This is a genomic window from Ruminiclostridium herbifermentans (genome assembly GCF_005473905.2).
Classification (GTDB): Bacteria; Bacillota; Clostridia; order Acetivibrionales; family DSM-1351; genus Ruminiclostridium; species Ruminiclostridium herbifermentans.
Window position 1 is genome coordinate 2,994,078 of record NZ_CP061336.1, and the last position, 17,296, is coordinate 3,011,373.

Consider the following 17,296-nt stretch of genomic DNA (forward strand, 5'->3'; position numbering starts at 1 on the left):
CAATTGAGACGGTTAAAGAACTTGCTATAGACACAATAATCTAGGCAATAGAAAGAGAAATATCTAGTTAGGGGATAAAATTATTATAAAATTATAGAACATAGCAGTATACTACATAGAATTTTAAAACTTGAAACCCTTTGAAAACGAGACTGGCTGCATTCTTCAAATAACTATATTTGTTTAAAAAACAGATAGAATTATTTTAATCACAAAGAAAGAGTACACACATCATCTACCCTGCTTATGTCAAGGTCGCCCTAAGCTTAGGCGTTAATTTCAACCTTGACAAATAATGCAAGAGGTATATTTCTTATATGATGGCTTTATATATTTTAAAATGGGGAGTCAGCGCTACTCTATCACTTTTCTGAACAATATTTTGATATACTGAAATATATATTATTTCCCGCCAACAGTAGCAGTGTAAATTCTCTCAATGAACTGTAACGCTCCTCTATATCCTATGTGGCTTCTGTTTAGCACAACCGTTCCAGATGATGGTGCATTTATCTCCAAAAGAAGCGCATTCTTTTCTCTTGCCACATCCGACTCCCATGAAGAGCCTAGAATAAGAGGCACGCTTGAACCAAAATCCGCCTCGGCAAGTGACTTTTCAGCTAGATATCCATCCTCTATAAACTCAACCTCTACAGAAACTCCATCTGAAAGCTGTCTAAATTCATAACGTATTTTCTCTCGAAAGGCTGCAGGGGGATTGTCTGTAATAATCTGCTTAACTGGAATAAGGCCTATTTGATCTGCAAGAAATTTCGAATATGCAAGCGTATAGGCACTATCACCTACTACAGCAAAGCGAGAAGGCAAGCCATACCAATATTCTGCAAAGAAATGAGAGAATGAGTCTAGAAAATAATAATAAAGTTCTGATTCTTCCGCAATAAACTTTTCCGCCTTATCAGAGTTTATTCCTGCATATTCTACTATCTGCCTTATAAATGCAGTTGTTGCTTCTTCTCCGATAGGAATAACGGGAATGTGCAAATACGGCTGATCATACTTTTCTTCTAAATACTTTGCTATTCCAACGCTAACCCATGGCGATATAACAAGATTAAACTGCGCTTTTGGAATATTTTTCCACTCTTCAACTCCGCCACTCTGGGGCCCAAAAAGAACATTCACATCAAAACCAATTGCCCTTAAAATTCTAACAATTTCAATATAATCACCACGCCAGTTTGTATTAAAATATGGAGTTTCAAACCACAAATTAATTAATCCCTCACGTTTTTTGCCCTTGTAGTCTCCTACAAACTGATCAATAATAGCATTAACAACTATTTCATGACCAATAAGATTAGAGCCCTTGAAGCCTCCTGTGTCTGCATAAACCAAAGGATAACCTGCCTCCTGGTATTTTCTTACCACAGAACCTACATCATCACCTACAAGTTCTCCTGTACAGCCAGTAGTTACTACAAATAAGTCTCCATCATAAATAGCAAGAGTGGATTTTATTAAGTCATCAAGCTTATTCATTCCACCAAATACAACATCATTTTCTCCTACATTTGCACTTGGAACATTTCCACCACCTGTACTTATGGAGCCTTGAAATCCATTTTCAAATCCCAGAAAAAAATACTGCTTATACATACAGCCTGGCCCGCAATTAGCAATAGGAATACCACCCTTGATTGCCACCACAGAATATGCTCCTCCTATAGCGCAGGCATAATGCGGATGTACTATTGTATTACTCTTTTTATGTATTTTTGTTATATTTTCAGCCATAGCTATAATTCTCCTTTATTCAAGTTTAACTCTTTCATCAATAATCTCGGGATGCTTTGCCAAAAGAAATGGATCCTCCTGAGAACACCACCAGTCGTTGTAAGGACTTTTAACATGTCTTAAAAGTACTTCATTAAACTTCTTTCTTGCAAGAATATCCAAAATGACCTCACCTGTTCTGATTATTCCATCATAGCCTACAGGAAAATGTTCATCTCCCATTGCCAACGACGGAATACCTAGCTTTGCCGCCTCTGGTGCAAGTCCCTGATGGCGTATAATTACGAAATCGGTTTTTACGCGCTTAAATAAAGCGTTTAACTGGAATGCCTGTGTCTTGCTCACTGTGAAATACGGTATATCTCCATACGTGTCAATAAGTTCACGTAAAGTATCTTGATTTTCGTGTCCTCCGTCGTATACGGGGTCATGGTGGAATACAACAGAGCCCTCAACACCAATGCCAAGTTCACGAAGTACAGAAATCAAGCTGTGTGCATAGGATGAACCAGTCATAACAAAACCGTTTATTCCCTTGAATTTCTCTCTTAATTCACTAATTTTAGGAAGAATTCTTTCATGCTCACTTTTAATGTATTCTTCGGTTTCAGCCTCTTTACCAACTATCTTTGCAATAGCTCTGAGCCATGCATCCGTTCCAGCAATTCCATATGGTTGTGGCGCATCAATCTGAGGCACACCAAAATGCTCCTCAAGTGCTGTTGCCATGTAAGAACCCAGTGTGTGGCAGAAGGTTGCTGTTGCAACAGCTTCTGATGCTTGTGCTAGTTCATCATAGCTAGCCATATCTATCATATAATTCACTCTGAGTCCGAGTGGTTTCAGAATTTCCGTAAAATAATCAGTACCCCAAAGAGCAACGATATTAATTAAATCCTTCTGCTTCTTTGGCTTACGCTTTACAATTTGACGAAGTACACCATGCTGTGAAACATCAAAACCAGTGCTCCAATGCTTTGAACGGAATCCCTCACAGTGTAGCGGAATAACAGTAACTCCTATTTCTTCCTCCATCTCCTCTGCAATACTGTCAATATTCTCTCCGATAATTGCTGTTGCACATGCCATTGAAATAAAAATGGCCTTTGGATTAAATCGCACTTTAGCGTCGCGAATGGTCTGTCTGAGCTTATCCGATGCACCAAATACCATATCATTTTCAAGAAGATTTGTACTGTAAATTTGCAAATTCTGTGGTGGTTTATTTCTTCGTCCCAATCCCATATTAAATGCAAGATTAAACCAAGGATTATCAGCAGAACAGCCTATAGGTGCATGCTGAATGAGCACACAATCAGTAATATTTCCTATCTGACATTCAACAATAGCATTAGCGCACATTGTTTGCTGATTAAGAGGTGAATTCAGTTCACATAAGCGACAGGTTTTGGGTCTATCACCTTCTCCATGCTTTCTTTGGCTTCTTAATTCATAGTTCGATTCCCTCCAAAGCTTTGTAGCCGAACCATCCCATGCAGTTATAGTTCCCAATCGCATCTCTCGGTTTTCTACTGCTGTCATATCTAAATTGATTGTCTTTTTTGCCATATTCATCATCCTTTCAATGTTATCCGTATATGAAGCTGTTGGATTATCCATGCTATCTCTAAATGGTATTAATGTAATAAATTTACAGTTAACGAATAAAAGTGCCACCATTAAAAAAGTGTTGAAATATCCCCTACACAAAAGCTGCGTTGGGGATAATAAATAATGGATTATATGTATATAAGCAAATTACTATCGGCAAAAGCCAATAGTAATTTGCTTAAGGGAGAGATATTACTTTACAGCATCAAATGCATAATTTAGCGCACCTATTAGGTCATCTATACTTTCAATACCTACTGAAAGGCGAATGGTGTTTGGTTTAATGCCCTGTTCTAGCAATTCTTCCTCAGAAAGCTGTGAATGAGTTGTGCTTGCTGGATGAATTACAAGCGACTTAACATCAGCTACATTTGCAAGCAATGAGAAAATTGCAAGATTATCGATAAATTTCTGCGCAGTCTTGTCGTCACCCTTAATTTCAAAAGTAAATATGGAACCTCCTCCGTTAGGAAAATATTTTCTATACAACTTATGACTAGGTTCATTTTCCAGCGATGGATGATGAACAGCTTCAACCTGCGGATGCTTATCAAGATATTCAACAATTTTAAGTGCGTTTTCAACATGCCGTTCCACTCTCAGTGAAAGGGTTTCAAGCCCCTGTAAAAACAAGAATGCATGGAATGGCGAGAGTGTAGAACCTGTATCACGAAGCAAAATAGCACGAATGTAGGTTACAAATGCTGCAGCGCCTACCGCATCAGCGAAAGAAATACCATGATAGCTTGGGTTGGCTTCCGATATCCACGGATATTTTCCAGAACCTTTCCAATCAAACTTACCGCTGTCAACAATAACACCACCTATCGCAGTACCATGGCCACCAATAAACTTAGTAGCTGAATGAACAACAATATCCGCGCCATATTCAATAGGTCTTACCAGATAAGGTGTAGCAAAGGTCGAATCAACCACAAGTGGAATTTTATGCTTGTGTGCAATCTTCGCAACTTCTTCAATATCAATGATATTAGAATTAGGATTGCCAAGAGTTTCAATAAAAATCGCCTTAGTGTTTTCCTTAATGGCTGCCTCAAAGGAACCTTCAACCTCTGGATCAACAAATGTAGTAGTAATTCCATTAGTAAGCGGAAGCGTGTTTGCAAGCAGATTATAAGTACCGCCATATATTGTTTTAGATGAAACGATATGCTCACCGCTGCGTGCCAATGCAGTAAAAGTATAGTTAATGGCAGCTGCACCAGATGCCACTGCTATAGCAGCAACACCACCTTCAAGAGAAGCAATTCTCTTCTCAAAAATTTCACTAGTTGGATTTGTAAGTCTGCTATAGATGTTTCCCACATCCCTAAGGCCAAAACGATCTGATGCATGTTGTGCATTATGAAATACATAAGAAGTTGATGCATAAATTGGAACTGCTCTGGCATCTGTTACTGGGTCTGCCTGCTCTTGTCCTATATGTATCTGCCTAGTTTCAAAACCCCATGTGGTAGTGTCTTTAATATTTGACATTTTTATCCCTCCTAAATTTAAAGATAATTTTTTATTAAAAGTACAGTTAAATAGATTTTATTAGTTAAGGCATCAGAACTTTATTTCAGAAATTTCTAACATGTATTCAAATACACCTTAGCAGTAGAATACTATGTATAGCTTCATCGAATTTCGTGGTATCTAGCTGCTTTCGCTACTTTCGTCCCCTCTGCTTATGTTCTGCTTGTATGTATTATGTCATTGAATTATAGAGGTGTCTAATACATAAAAATAATGTAATGTTATAGGAAGAATTTATTATGTATTCAATCATTTTACACTAATTTCTGATAGTGTTACTGTTTTCTCTCTCAGAATAAGCTGCAAGATACCTTTTAAGTTCTTCAATATATAGAGTCCCCATTTTACTAAGCATACTATTTTTCTTAACAATATATCCTATTTCCATTACACTGTTAGGATTCAACTCGTCTGCTTCAAAAGCAACTGCGACGAAATCCGTACCATTCAACTCTTCACAGATAATTCCTGAACACAGTGTATACCCGTTCAGCCCAATCATCAAATTAAGCATAGTTGCGCGGTCAGAAGCTTTAATAGTTCTTGGATATTCATTGGTACTCAAGATTTCCTCAGCAAAATAAAAGGAACTATTATCCCCCTGTTCAAAACAAAGGGAAGGATATTCATTAAGCTGTGAAAAACGAATAGTCTTTTCTTTCGCTAGAGGATGACCTTTCCAAAGATACACATATGCCTTACAATCAATCAACTTATGGAATTCAAGGTTGCTAGATTTAAGAAGCTTCATGATAATTTTTCGGTTGAAATCACTTAAGTAAAGTATCCCAATCTCGCTTCTAAATGTGCTTACATCATTGATGACTTCGCATGTTTTTGATTCTCTAATAGCAAATTCATACTTCGAAGTATCAAAGGCTCTTACCATTTCGACAAATGCCTTTACTGCAAAGGAATAGTGCTGTGTGGAAACACCAAACTTCTTCTTCAGGTTTGCATGCTTCCCGTATTTTTCTAAAAGCAAATCATATTGACTATATACTTGACGGGCATAAAGCATAAATTCCATGCCATCATTTGTCAGAGTTACACCTTTTCCGGTTCGGTTGAAAATAGTAATACCTATTTCCTTCTCTAGTTCCTTTATTGCACTTGTCAAAGACGGCTGAGTAACGAATAACGCATCCGCAGCTTTATTCAGTGAGCCTGTTTCTGAAATAGTTATAATATAATGCAGTTGCTGTAATGTCATTTTCATTTCACCCCATCATATCTTTCTATATAATTGCACTCTTCATTTACATGGAATGCCAAAAAAAGAGCCACAACAGATGCACTCAACACTTCCCTTAATCAATTTTTATTTTCACATTTATTAAACTTGGTAAAATAGCAATCAGTAATAAATTACACAGCATCTTATCCTGCAGCAAAATAACTCAAGAAAAATTTATATTATATAGTTTTCCTATGGATTTTATAGGTTTTATTATGCAATAATAACTAAATCATGTCAATACATTTTTTAGTACTAATTGAATTTTTTATTAATAAGATAAATTAATTACACAGGATTTTATGCACTCTATAACATATTAGCTTTGTTTTCACTTAATTTACTTGATATGCTTTTCAGCATCAAGAACTCATAATTTCAGGCATAGGATTCTACATAGCTTATGCCCAAATGTAGAACCAATTACCTATTGAAGTACTCATTGTCAAGTAAATAAAGGTACTTCAAAGCCATAGGCCCATTAAAAATTAATGTTTACATTTCTAGCCCAACTATTGACATTGAACCGCCTAAACGACTATGCCGTAATTATTTCTCATGACCTATCAAAAAGCACACTATTAACTCTTTATCAAAATTCTGTTTACATTTCCAGCCTAACTATTGACATTGAACCGCCTAAACGACTATGCCGTAATTATTTCTCATGACCTATCAAAAAGCACACTATTAACTCTTTATTAAAATTCTGTTTACAGTTCTACCACAACTATTGGCATTGAACCGCCTAAACGACTATGCCGTAATTATTTCTCATGACCTATCAAAAAGCACACTATTAACTCTTTATCAAAATTCTGTTTACATTTCTAGCCCAACTATTGACATTGAACCGCCTAAACGACTATGCCGTAATTATTTCTCATGACCTATCAAAAAGCACACTATTAACTCTTTATCAAAATTCTGTTTACATTTCTAGCCCAACTATTGACATTGAACCACTTAAGCCAATATGCCACAACCACATCACTTGACGTATCAAAAGGCATACTATTAGTTCGTTATCAAAAATTCTGTTTACAGTTCTACCACAACTCTTGGCAAAGAACAAAAAAGAAGCTACCCAAATAGAAAACAATTCTATTTAGATAACTTCCCATATTAATATCTCATTATTTTTAATTACTGCTTTGACTGTAGATCCTATTTTTATTAACCTTTGCATCCTTATAAAACAACATGAATAAACCAGCTGTAGTTCTCTGAGCTAAAGGAATAGTGTATTTACTTAGCGCTGAAAACCTCTCGTTTTCGTCTTCAATACGACTCAAAATTTTGTTTACCTTAATAGCACATACTGAATTATTAGTTATAAAGGCCTCAACACTACCTAAGTAGCATCCCTTATCAGACACAAGGTAATCAGGAGTGTCATAAAAAGTGTCTCTTACAAACTTTTCAAACTTATGATGCTCTTTTAGAAGTTTAATGTTAGCATGCTGAGGTACAGTCATATCTTGTACTAAATGAGCTGCTGCTCCCAAAAAAAACATTGACTTTTTGATATCACGAGAATTCCAAAAGCTAATAGCAAAAGCATAATAATTTTTAGCAAGCATAAGTGCATTTGTATTTCCATAAAGTCCACGATCTTTAACTGGATTATAGAAATGCCCAGAACTTTTAAAATCCTGATCCGCCCAAACAACTCCTAAATTCAAATCAGTAATATAATCTAAAAAAAATTCATACTGTTCTGTCTTTTTATCATTCTTTAGTATCAATAACGCCTGTATATTTATTGCCTTGTGTACGAAACACTCAGTTGTCATAACTGCTTTTTTTATGGGATTAATAGCTTTCATCGTATATTTAAAAAGCTTCCCATAAGAATATTCAACAATTTTTGGCATTATTAGCCCCTCTCTAGTCAACACTCGAAGTAGGTTTTATCTTTTATATTATACATCTATTTATTCTCTAAAAGAATAGATATATAAAAATTTTATTAAAATTTAATAAAGTTTATTTTTCCAATTTAATGCATTTTGCTAATTATTTTTAATCTTGATGTACCCTAGTACTTCCATACAAGCTTACTTAAATTAGGTTGCTAAAATATATTTAAATAAACTAATTTGGCTAAATTGGGTACAATTTAACCTTCTATATTATAAGTATGAACACCTAAATTATACGTTGCAAAAAATCAGCTGTATTGTTTACATTGTCTGTAAATAAACAATTACAAAAGTTAAACTATCTTGAAATTTATTTGTGGTATTAAAAATGAATTTATTTGTTGTTTTAAAAATATGTAATAATAACTTGAAGGCCAATTCCCATTGCAATATAGGGTGAAAGCTTTATAAAATGCCTTTTACCACTACTTAGAAAACATAAAGAAGAGGTAAGGCAGCACGTCTTTATATTCGAGTAAAGATTGCAGATCACGCTTTCAATAGACCTATATACTGCAGTATTTCCAGCTTGAACTTTTTTATTTTGAATTAATCTTAAAGCAGATAAAATTCCTGCAATAATAAACGAATATGCCATACCATATAAAATAAATTCACATCCAAAAAGTGCCCCAATAGCGCTAAATAGCTTTATGTCACCTGCCCCTATAAGTTCAAAATAAAATAAAAATCCCAAAAGCAATATTGGCACTAACAATCCAAACAGACTTGACTTAAAGCCCTGAGTCCCATCTTCAAATGTATTTATGAGCAGTCCAGAAATAGCCGCAGGCATTACACAAACATTTCGTATTTTTGAATACTTTATATCACTTATTATAGAGAAAATAAGCAAGCAAATTAAAATAATATATTTAACCATAACAACCTCCAGCAAAACTGCCAATAATTTTATTGTGGTTTTGATGCTAGAAAAATCACCATTAATATCTTAATTACTAGCCTTCCACACAATTAGAAAATATATATTCTCTATTTGCAAATCTCAGTGTATCGTTATTTTTTATACTATTTTTTGTGTTAGGTAAAATCCTATGGTCATTAATAAATGTCCCGTTTTTTGAATTACAATCCATAACATAAAAATTATCTTCCTCTTGTAATATCTCGGCATGAATTTTACCAATAGCACTGCTATTTATAGTATAATCTACAAAATTTCTCATTCTGCCAATAAGTATGCTATTTTTACTAATTTGTATTACTTCATCACCCTCTTTAGCTTTTAAATAAGGATATTCCGAAAGTTTGGGCTTTTTGATTATTACAGTTTCACCACTATAATTCTCAACAACCCCATTTTGCACTTCTTCTAATTTATTGTTCTGAGTTTCTTGGCTTACAAGTAATTCTTTACTTTTCATCCTGCTAGATATAATTTGCAGTGGCTTATAGTTATCAACCTCTACTATGTCCTTTTTTAACGTTGATAGTTCACCATCTTTATTAACTTTTTCATTAAGAATTCTAATTATCAGAACATCAATACCCAAGAATATTAATATAAGTATAATCACTGTAGTTTTCGGGTTATCTGAGAGCATTACAAGTTTACTATTTAGTATTAAAATAAAACTTGCTATCAATAACGGTTGAAGTAGAATCATAGTAAGCAATAACATATTATTAGTTCTATTTTTATTATTGCTTTCCTTACCTTTAGCAGTTTTTAATTGATCATGACTGATATTATCTAGTTTATTTACCTTATTAGAATTAGGAATTTTAAAATTTCCTTTTTGAAATTTGGTTTCATTTTGTGGCATGATGTTTATGGGGGATTCTGTTTTTATTTTTTTAGATACCCTTTTTTCTGATTTTTGCGTATTGAACCTTTCAACCTCTGTTTTGCTTGAAATAAGCCAACTTCCAAATGTCTTATCCTTCCTGATTTTGCTATTTTCTATATTACTTTCATCATTACTTTCATCTTTCTTTAAAGCTTCTTTACACTTTGCAGTACTTTTAATGCTCTCACATAAAAGGCTTTCAATTAGTGATTTGAAGCTGCTTAAACTAAAAGTATCGCTTTTTATATTTTCTAGTATTTTTTGAATATAATTGTCACTATATTCATCCTCAAATTTTACAAGCCGAAAAATAAGTTTTGCAAAGAAGGCTTTAATGTCACTTTTACAACCTCTAAAAGGTAAGTATACAAAGTAGAGGCTAATACTATCAGGTTCTACATAAATAAAGTTTTCATCCAATAAAATATTATCATCATAAAGTAAATAATCTTTTAGTTGATATACATTGTTAATAATATTAAGAATAGTTTCTAGAAATTCATCACGAGTAAAAGACTTTCTTGACAAATAAGCTGCTAAAGTACACTTTGAAGTAATATTATAAAAGCAGTTCAGTTCATCTCCTATTCGATTCATATTAAAATTTAACAAGCCCTTCAGCTTATTGTGTAATAGCATCTGTGCTTGATAATTTAATATTTCTTTATCAATGCTGGTTTTTAAAATTAGATAGTTTGATGTAGAATCATTCTCATATAAAACCTCAAAATCATTTTCTAAACTGTACAACATATTATTTTACCTTTCTGTTTAAATTTAGAATTAACTTAGCTTTCTATGTAAGTCATAAATTTATTACAAATTAATTGTTTAACATTAAAATCACTGTAGCAATCATTATAAATGGAGCAAAAGGAATTTCCGTTCTTCTATTAGCCTTTTTGGCAAGCAATAGCATTATTGAATATATTCCAGCTAATATTATAGAAATAAACAAGATACTAAGAAATGAATTAATTCCAGTAAAGAAACCTGTTAATGTCATCAGCCACAAGTCTCCTCCTCCAATTTGACCTTTTGACAGCATTATAAATAGTGCCATTACTAAAAATGCAGCTGCACCACCTAATACATGATTCCAAATAGCATCACCATGTGAGAACCATAAAAAAACTGCATAACCCATAAATATTCCTATAAATATTAGCTTTAATGGTATAGCTTTGCTATATAAATCATTTATAGAAGCCACCAACTGAATAGTGACTAAAGATATAAAAACAATAGTGTCTAATACAGCTTTTATATATATAAGTCCATACAATACAGCTGTTATCCAAATTATTAAACATAATACCAAAGGCACACCTATTCTTTTCATTATTTTATATGCACAAATTATTCGTAACCGCCTCCAAACAATCAAATTCATCTTTTAAGTGAATAAAAACAACTATAAAATTTACCGTTTTCAATTTTCTCAGCATAATTGCAAGTGCTTAACTTATCAATGGAAGGTTGAGTTAGTTAGCAATATTATTTTGGGGCTAATTACATTTAATTTTCACTTTGAGGTTCTGTCTTTTTGTCTTGCTCTTTGCCATAAGCCTTGATTACTACCAAATCAATACCCTTTTTCCTTGCATCTTGTATACACTCATTTATTGTTTGCTGTTGATTTTCCATTAGTTCAGTTTCTGGAATAATCAGTCGAAGTTCTTTTTTATAAATCTGCCAGCTTTCAATTGTTATTCCGCCACTTTCTCCTCCTTCAAATTCTTCAAGCTTATTAATATACTGCAGCAGCTTCTTTTTTAGATTATTTACATTTTTGTAATACTCTTCATCTATGTTTAAGCTTTTTATACTTGTTGCAGTTCCATTTTTAAATATTGATATTGTAGGAAAATTAAAAGGAAGATTTGCTCCTTGCAGCTTTCTAATTTCTCTGCCACGATTTAAATTGCTCATATTCCATACACACTCAGTTTCTTCCTCTTCCTCAGCATTTTTTATTCCATCCTCCCCTGCCCAAACACAGCTTGAAGCCGTTTGTATTATTTTTATTTCAGGTATGAATTGCTTTAAAAATGGAAAAAACATTTTATACTGAACTATTATGTCTATACTTTTATCATCTGCTAGCATCCTGCTATTTGAAAAATCTATCCCTTCAAAGCCGTCCTTCAAATTTAACAATCGTAGCCTATTATCAACATTGTCAAAGTAACTAACTTCCAAGTTCTTTTTTACTAATATTTTAGATATTGGCACTAAAACCAACTGAGCTCTTACATAATCACTTGCATCCTTGCCTAACTGCTCAATTATTGGAGAAATCCAAGTGTTTTCTATAGCTTTATCGTCTTCCTGTGAACTTGTGAATTTTTCTAAGCCGCTTATTAGTTCATCAGCATTCGTCTCATAATAAAGTAAGCTATATAGGCTCATTTCTTCACAAGCTGAAGTTATAGCCTGTTGAACAATTTCATGTACATAATAAACTTTTATAATAAATACAAAGGTCATAATAGCTGCTATAAAAATAGGCAATAAAATTGCTGCCTCTACAGTAATTGAGCCTCTACAATTCTTCATTTTGATATTTTTAACTTGCTTCATGTAATATTTCTTATTAGTAGTAACCAATGCATATATCCTCACTTATATAGGTTCTTGATATAGTGCTTCTTAACTTTGATAAGTTGGAAGGAATTGAGATAAATAAATTTTTTATAGATATATTTGTATTTGACTTAAGCATAATTTTGCAGTTCTCTAATAAAAATCCCGAATTTGATATCCCCATATTAAGCTGTATTAAGTCCTGTATTCTAGCTATTTTTTTATCTTTATCTATAAGTAAAAGGAATATCTTTAAATAATCGTGGTAGTTTAGAGATAACGAATTATTTTTTATGTGGTTATCTGTCTTTTTGTTTAAAGCACCTGAAATATCTGTTACCCATTGTTCATTTGTCTTAATTAATTGTATTTCTTCCCCCTTGTTTAACTGCTCTAAATCGTATATTGATTCTGCCATAGCCCATGAGAATAATATCATTGTTTGAATTAGCGGCGTTGACAGTCCAGCATTCCAAGCACTTAGACTAGCTGCAAGAGTTGTAATTCTACTCATTTTCAAGCTATCAGTGTAAATATGTATTGCATTTGCTACTAGTCTTATTGCTAATATTTCAGACTTTAGCAATAGTGAATTAGTTTCTTCCTTTTCATTTCCATTAATGATATACTCAACTTCAAAATTATCAAAATATCCATCTCTTTTAGTTTTATCTTCTGAGCGCAGGTTATAGGCAGCACTATCCTCTTCACACTTTAACAGGGGAACACCATGCTTAAATATGCCCATTATATACTCGTTAATATATATATCTTCAATTACCTGTGAAGCTATTTTACTAATGTCCTTAAAATTATTTATCCAGATTGAATTACTACTTGAATTACTTACTGTGCTTTCTTCTGTAGATAAGGTATCTAAATATTTACTTATGCTGCTATCCATACTCAAGTACATACTATCTGATTTATCAATATCAGGCTCCTCACCAGTTTTCGCTTTTCTAGAAGGCAATTGCTCTAGCAAGTTACTTTTGATAACATTTCCATCACCTTTTGCGCTAAGAGCATTTTGCATTGCTTTCTCAATTCCATCTCTATTATCCTCATCATCTGACTTTGCTGGTTTGGCTTTATCAAACAGGTATTTGATATTTGATTCTGAAATACTATCTAATTCTGATAAAAAACTTGCCTCATCGTAATTTGCCTTTGTTGATATACTCATGCATTTTATTATATTATTATTAAGACTTCCGATAATTTCTTCACAGTTATCTTCATTAATTAGCTTTTTTATATTTAGTAAATCATTTTCATAACAACTTTGTATTTCTTTTATTCCATCTTCTGTATTCTTTAAATAATCTAATTCTTCTTGTATTACATTTAATAAATTTTGCTTTTTTACAGAAATATCATTAGCTTTTTCAATAGCTTCAACATTAAGATTTTTGTAATAATTTAAAACTTCTAAAATGCTGTTTTTTATATCTTGTTTTATGTTAACAATAATATTAAGTTCATTTCTCAAGCTTCTAATGCTCTCTGATAGTTCTTCTTTTTTCTTATTATCTGTTTCAAATGAAAGTAATCTTTGAAATGAATTTATTTTTTCTATGTATTCTTGGTACTTTACATTTTGGATTAATAAACTTTCTTTCATATCTTTTATCTTTGAAGTTATACCCATTTCACTTATTTGCTTTGTTTTAGCTTCAAGGAAACTCTGCAATTCCCCTACTTCACTGGCTTTTTTGTCTGTTTCAAACATTCTTTTACACACTATAGAACTGCTTGAAATGCTTTTCATACCATTAATCTTAGTTAATAAATCATCAGCTAATTCATAAGGTGCACGATATTTCATAAACTCTATTATTTGTTTTTCAAAAAGAGTTCTATTTTCTAAATTGTACTGTTCAATAATATTTACTTGTTCAATATTAAAATCATATAAGAAATCCTTTTTGTCATAAATGTTCAAGTTCTTAGATAAGTAATACTCATAACTTTCCAAAATTGTATCACTGTCTTGAAACACTCCAAAAAGGCCATATTCATCCTTTAATTGGTTATTATAGCAAGCCAATATAGAAGAAATAGCAGTTTTGTTAGCTCTTAGTATATGAGAATGTGCTAAATTAATCCTTGCAGCATCCGTGAAAACACCTACAACTAGCAAAATAGCTGATAATACAATGCTGATAAAAACTGTTATTGCTCCCCTGTTATTTTTTAAATTCAAATTTAATACCACCTCGTCACTTTAGTGTTTTAGCAGCTTCTCTAAAACATCACTTACCTTAGAACCCTTTCCAATCCATTTATTATCGCTATTTAAAATACACTTTTTTATATCAGTTATAATATCTAAATTTCGCACAAATTCTGCATTGTCATAAATATTGGAATTTGCTTCAGCTCTCATTTTTAGTGTAGATGGCAACCCAAGTTTTTCAAACATATTACCAATTGGAAGAGGATACTGAGTCTCTATTCTAATATTAATCTGTTTTGAAAAAAACTTATGGGATAGCAAATTATCAGAATATATATCTAAGTCAACAATTGATTTCTCAAGACTGTTAGAAATGTACCTGTTTAGCTGTTCTTTTTTATGTAAAGTTTTTGTATCCAGCATTCTCCAATACAAATCAGAAGTTTGCCTTATACTTCCCCCTATACCATATTGCTCAGAATAGTAATACCCTCCAATATTTGATGCCTTATTTGCAGCACTTTGAAGAAATGCATACTTATACATTAAAACAAAAATATAAACTAATGCAGCAACAAGCAAAAATACAACTGAAAAAATAATAGATGCTTCCACTGTAAAGCTGCCTTTCTTATTTATAAACATTTCTGATTTATTCCATATCCTGGACATTATTAATCTCCTTAATGCTTAGTCTGTTCCCTTAAGTTTTATTTGGGTTCCAGTATTGTTTTCAAGTTGGCTTCCATCAGGAAAAAGATTTTCTATAATGCTATTTACAAATCTTATTAGCTGACTTCTAAATAGCAAAGCCACACCTACAAGAACAGCGATAATAATAATCACTTCAACTGTTCCCATCCCATCCTCTTCGTTAAAAAACCTTTTTACTGTACAAAACATATAATGCCTCCTGTAAATTAATTTTTAGTCATTTTTATTAATTATTATTTATATCCCCTAGTAACTAAACAGATATATAATGAAAAAAATTCTCATACATAAGTTTTAATCTCTTTAAATTCCTTGCATAGAAATGATCGCTGGTGTGATAACTATGATAATTATTGCCAAAAACATAATCATCATCGGAATTAACAGCTTTGCTACAGCTTCTTCTCCAAGTCTTTTAATAGCATTTTTTCGCATTTCCCAACATTCATTTGATAGAAGCCTTAAGGATAATACAAGGTCATTTCCACCTCTTTTTGTACTTTGAACTATCATTGACATAAGTCTTGATATTTCAGGCGTCTTAACCCTTTTAGCAAATTGACTGAAGGCTTCTGCCTCACTTTTTCCCGATTTAATATCAATAACCGTTTTATGCACTTCTGTATAGAAATCTCCCACTTTACTGCAATCAGCAGATATTTTTTCCCATGCTTTTGACATTGTCATACCTGCATTAATTAATAGTGTTAGCTTATTTATAAAATTAGGGAATTCTAACTGTATCTCTAACCTTCTTTTTTTAAGTTTGTTTTTTAGTTTCAAATCATCTGAAATTATTAGTACACTAAATAAAAGAGGTAAATACACTAAAAATACACCTTGAAATTGAGACAACAAACCAGCAATTAGTTCACAAATTACTCCTATTAATACTAATACCACTTTGTTTGCATGAAATATTCTAATATAAAATACAGAATACTCTTGTCCATATACTTCACTTATTATATTGAGTATGCTTCTGTCATAATCTGAATTATACGAATAGCAATACTTATCTAGAATATAGAGCCCAAAAGGTAAAAATATTCTTAGTTTAAAATCTCTCCCATTCAGGGCCTCAATATGTTCTGAGTATTTTGGACCATGCATATATAAAATTGTGCAAAATATAATCAGCAATAATAATATTAATAGTGCTGAAATTAAATTTAAAATTAACATTCTTCCTCACATTTTTATATTCATAATTTTATTTGATATACAAAATGATATTGCTAGTAAAACTAAGGCTATTGTCATTACTACTCTTCCTTGAATTGTTGTAAAAACAGGCTTAATATATTCTGAGGCTGTTATTGACAGAATTAAAACCATACCAATTGGAATGACATTTAATATCTTTTGTTCAAACTTCCTAGCTGACAGCACTGTATCTATCTCCTGCTTCATCTCAATTTTGTCACTGATAATTGCAGCAGAATTCTTTATTGCATCTATTAGATTTCCACCAGTCCTTTTGCATATTGACATAACATCAGCAAAATTAATAATATCATCAATGTCAGACCTTTTTGCAAAATCACCTATTGCTTCTTCAATCGTAATATTATAGGATAGCTTTTGTATTATAACTTTTGTTTCTTTTATAATAAAAGCTTCATCACTAGGATAAAGAACAAATAAATCCTCAAGGGCACTTTCAAAAGCATTTTCCAAAGCTCTCCCTGCACTCAAAGAAGCTGCTAGCGAAATTAGAAGATCTTTGAACTGTAAATTAAGTTCATTTCTTCTTTTAGCAATTAATTGCTTTTGCTTTATTTTTAAATATAGAATTCCAAAGGGGCATACAATTGTTGAAAATAAGATATTTCTATAAAATAAATATGAAACTGCAAAAATAAAAATTGCTGCCATAAAGGAATACATTATCTTAAGCTTTATGCTCATAACATATGAATCATAATCAATCAAT

The 17,296-nt window shown here is 32.2% G+C and carries 14 protein-coding genes; all 14 read right to left on the reverse strand.

The genetic code is table 11. The annotated features are described in order from the left end of the window. Window positions 1-402 precede the first annotated feature (402 nt). The 14 genes from EHE19_RS12210 to EHE19_RS12275 all read right to left on the reverse strand — a co-directional run bounded on the left by EHE19_RS12210 (window position 403) and on the right by EHE19_RS12275 (window position 17,295). Window positions 403-1,758 (reverse strand): nitrogenase component 1, encoded by a 1,356-nt coding sequence (locus EHE19_RS12210; protein WP_137698602.1) that lies wholly within the window; start codon window positions 1,756-1,758, stop codon window positions 403-405. A 15-nt stretch (window positions 1,759-1,773) separates the two neighbouring features. Beyond that, a complete protein-coding gene (locus EHE19_RS12215) occupies window positions 1,774-3,327 on the reverse strand; it encodes a nitrogenase component 1 (protein WP_137698608.1) in 1,554 nt (517 codons plus the stop codon). Window positions 3,328-3,561: 234 nt separating this feature from the next. Then, window positions 3,562-4,866 (reverse strand): O-acetylhomoserine aminocarboxypropyltransferase/cysteine synthase family protein, encoded by a 1,305-nt coding sequence (locus EHE19_RS12220; protein ID WP_137698603.1) that lies wholly within the window; start codon window positions 4,864-4,866, stop codon window positions 3,562-3,564. A gap of 301 nt (window positions 4,867-5,167) precedes the next feature. Beyond that, window positions 5,168-6,121, reverse strand: coding sequence for a LysR family transcriptional regulator (locus tag EHE19_RS12225; protein WP_137698609.1), 954 nt, complete (start codon window positions 6,119-6,121; stop codon window positions 5,168-5,170). 1,166 nt (window positions 6,122-7,287) lie between these two features. Then, window positions 7,288-8,022: a zinc dependent phospholipase C family protein gene (locus EHE19_RS12230; protein WP_137697948.1), complete on the reverse strand. Its 735-nt coding sequence runs from the start codon at window positions 8,020-8,022 to the stop codon at window positions 7,288-7,290. Window positions 8,023-8,416: 394 nt separating this feature from the next. Then, window positions 8,417-8,953 carry an A24 family peptidase gene (locus EHE19_RS12235; RefSeq protein WP_137697947.1) on the reverse strand — a complete coding sequence of 179 codons (537 nt, stop codon included), beginning with the start codon at window positions 8,951-8,953 and terminating at the stop codon, window positions 8,417-8,419. Between the two features lie 76 nt (window positions 8,954-9,029). Further along, the gene (locus EHE19_RS12240; RefSeq protein WP_137697946.1) at window positions 9,030-10,634 is read right to left on the reverse strand and encodes a DUF6382 and FHA domain-containing protein; all 1,605 of its coding nucleotides are present in this window, start codon (window positions 10,632-10,634) and stop codon (window positions 9,030-9,032) included. 70 nt (window positions 10,635-10,704) lie between these two features. Beyond that, entirely contained in the window at window positions 10,705-11,223 is a 519-nt protein-coding gene (locus tag EHE19_RS12245; protein ID WP_171003589.1) for a prepilin peptidase, read from the reverse strand. 176 nt (window positions 11,224-11,399) lie between these two features. Beyond that, window positions 11,400-12,491, reverse strand: a complete 1,092-nt coding sequence (locus tag EHE19_RS12250) for an endonuclease toxin domain-containing protein (RefSeq protein WP_244648225.1) — start codon at window positions 12,489-12,491, stop codon at window positions 11,400-11,402. Beyond that, a complete protein-coding gene (locus EHE19_RS12255; RefSeq protein ID WP_137697944.1) occupies window positions 12,478-14,673 on the reverse strand; it encodes a DUF5702 domain-containing protein in 2,196 nt (731 codons plus the stop codon). The genes EHE19_RS12250 and EHE19_RS12255 overlap by 14 nt, the downstream gene beginning before the upstream one ends. Window positions 14,674-14,694: 21 nt before the next feature. After that, a complete protein-coding gene (locus EHE19_RS12260) occupies window positions 14,695-15,318 on the reverse strand; it encodes a TadE/TadG family type IV pilus assembly protein (protein ID WP_137697943.1) in 624 nt (207 codons plus the stop codon). Between the two features lie 18 nt (window positions 15,319-15,336). Then, the gene (locus EHE19_RS12265) at window positions 15,337-15,549 is read right to left on the reverse strand and encodes a Flp1 family type IVb pilin (protein WP_137697942.1); all 213 of its coding nucleotides are present in this window, start codon (window positions 15,547-15,549) and stop codon (window positions 15,337-15,339) included. 114 nt (window positions 15,550-15,663) lie between these two features. Then, complete coding sequence (locus tag EHE19_RS12270) at window positions 15,664-16,545, reverse strand: type II secretion system F family protein (protein ID WP_137697941.1); 882 nt, start codon at window positions 16,543-16,545, stop codon at window positions 15,664-15,666. A gap of 6 nt (window positions 16,546-16,551) precedes the next feature. Further along, window positions 16,552-17,295, reverse strand: coding sequence for a type II secretion system F family protein (locus EHE19_RS12275; protein ID WP_137697940.1), 744 nt, complete (start codon window positions 17,293-17,295; stop codon window positions 16,552-16,554). Window position 17,296: the final 1 nt, after the last annotated feature.

What these genes read in the sequence shown, in the direction of transcription:
- EHE19_RS12210 (WP_137698602.1), bottom strand. Translation starts at nt 1,758, where the DNA reads ATGGCTGAAAATATAACAAAAATACATAAAAAGAGTAATACAATAGTA.
- EHE19_RS12215 (WP_137698608.1), bottom strand. Translation starts at nt 3,327, where the DNA reads ATGGCAAAAAAGACAATCAATTTAGATATGACAGCAGTAGAAAACCGA.
- EHE19_RS12220 (WP_137698603.1), bottom strand. Translation starts at nt 4,866, where the DNA reads ATGTCAAATATTAAAGACACTACCACATGGGGTTTTGAAACTAGGCAG.
- EHE19_RS12225 (WP_137698609.1), bottom strand. Translation starts at nt 6,121, where the DNA reads ATGACATTACAGCAACTGCATTATATTATAACTATTTCAGAAACAGGC.
- EHE19_RS12230 (WP_137697948.1), bottom strand. Translation starts at nt 8,022, where the DNA reads ATGCCAAAAATTGTTGAATATTCTTATGGGAAGCTTTTTAAATATACG.
- EHE19_RS12235 (WP_137697947.1), bottom strand. Translation starts at nt 8,953, where the DNA reads ATGGTTAAATATATTATTTTAATTTGCTTGCTTATTTTCTCTATAATA.
- EHE19_RS12240 (WP_137697946.1), bottom strand. Translation starts at nt 10,634, where the DNA reads ATGTTGTACAGTTTAGAAAATGATTTTGAGGTTTTATATGAGAATGAT.
- EHE19_RS12245 (WP_171003589.1), bottom strand. Translation starts at nt 11,223, where the DNA reads ATGAAAAGAATAGGTGTGCCTTTGGTATTATGTTTAATAATTTGGATA.
- EHE19_RS12260 (WP_137697943.1), bottom strand. Translation starts at nt 15,318, where the DNA reads ATGTCCAGGATATGGAATAAATCAGAAATGTTTATAAATAAGAAAGGC.
- EHE19_RS12265 (WP_137697942.1), bottom strand. Translation starts at nt 15,549, where the DNA reads ATGTTTTGTACAGTAAAAAGGTTTTTTAACGAAGAGGATGGGATGGGA.
- EHE19_RS12270 (WP_137697941.1), bottom strand. Translation starts at nt 16,545, where the DNA reads ATGTTAATTTTAAATTTAATTTCAGCACTATTAATATTATTATTGCTG.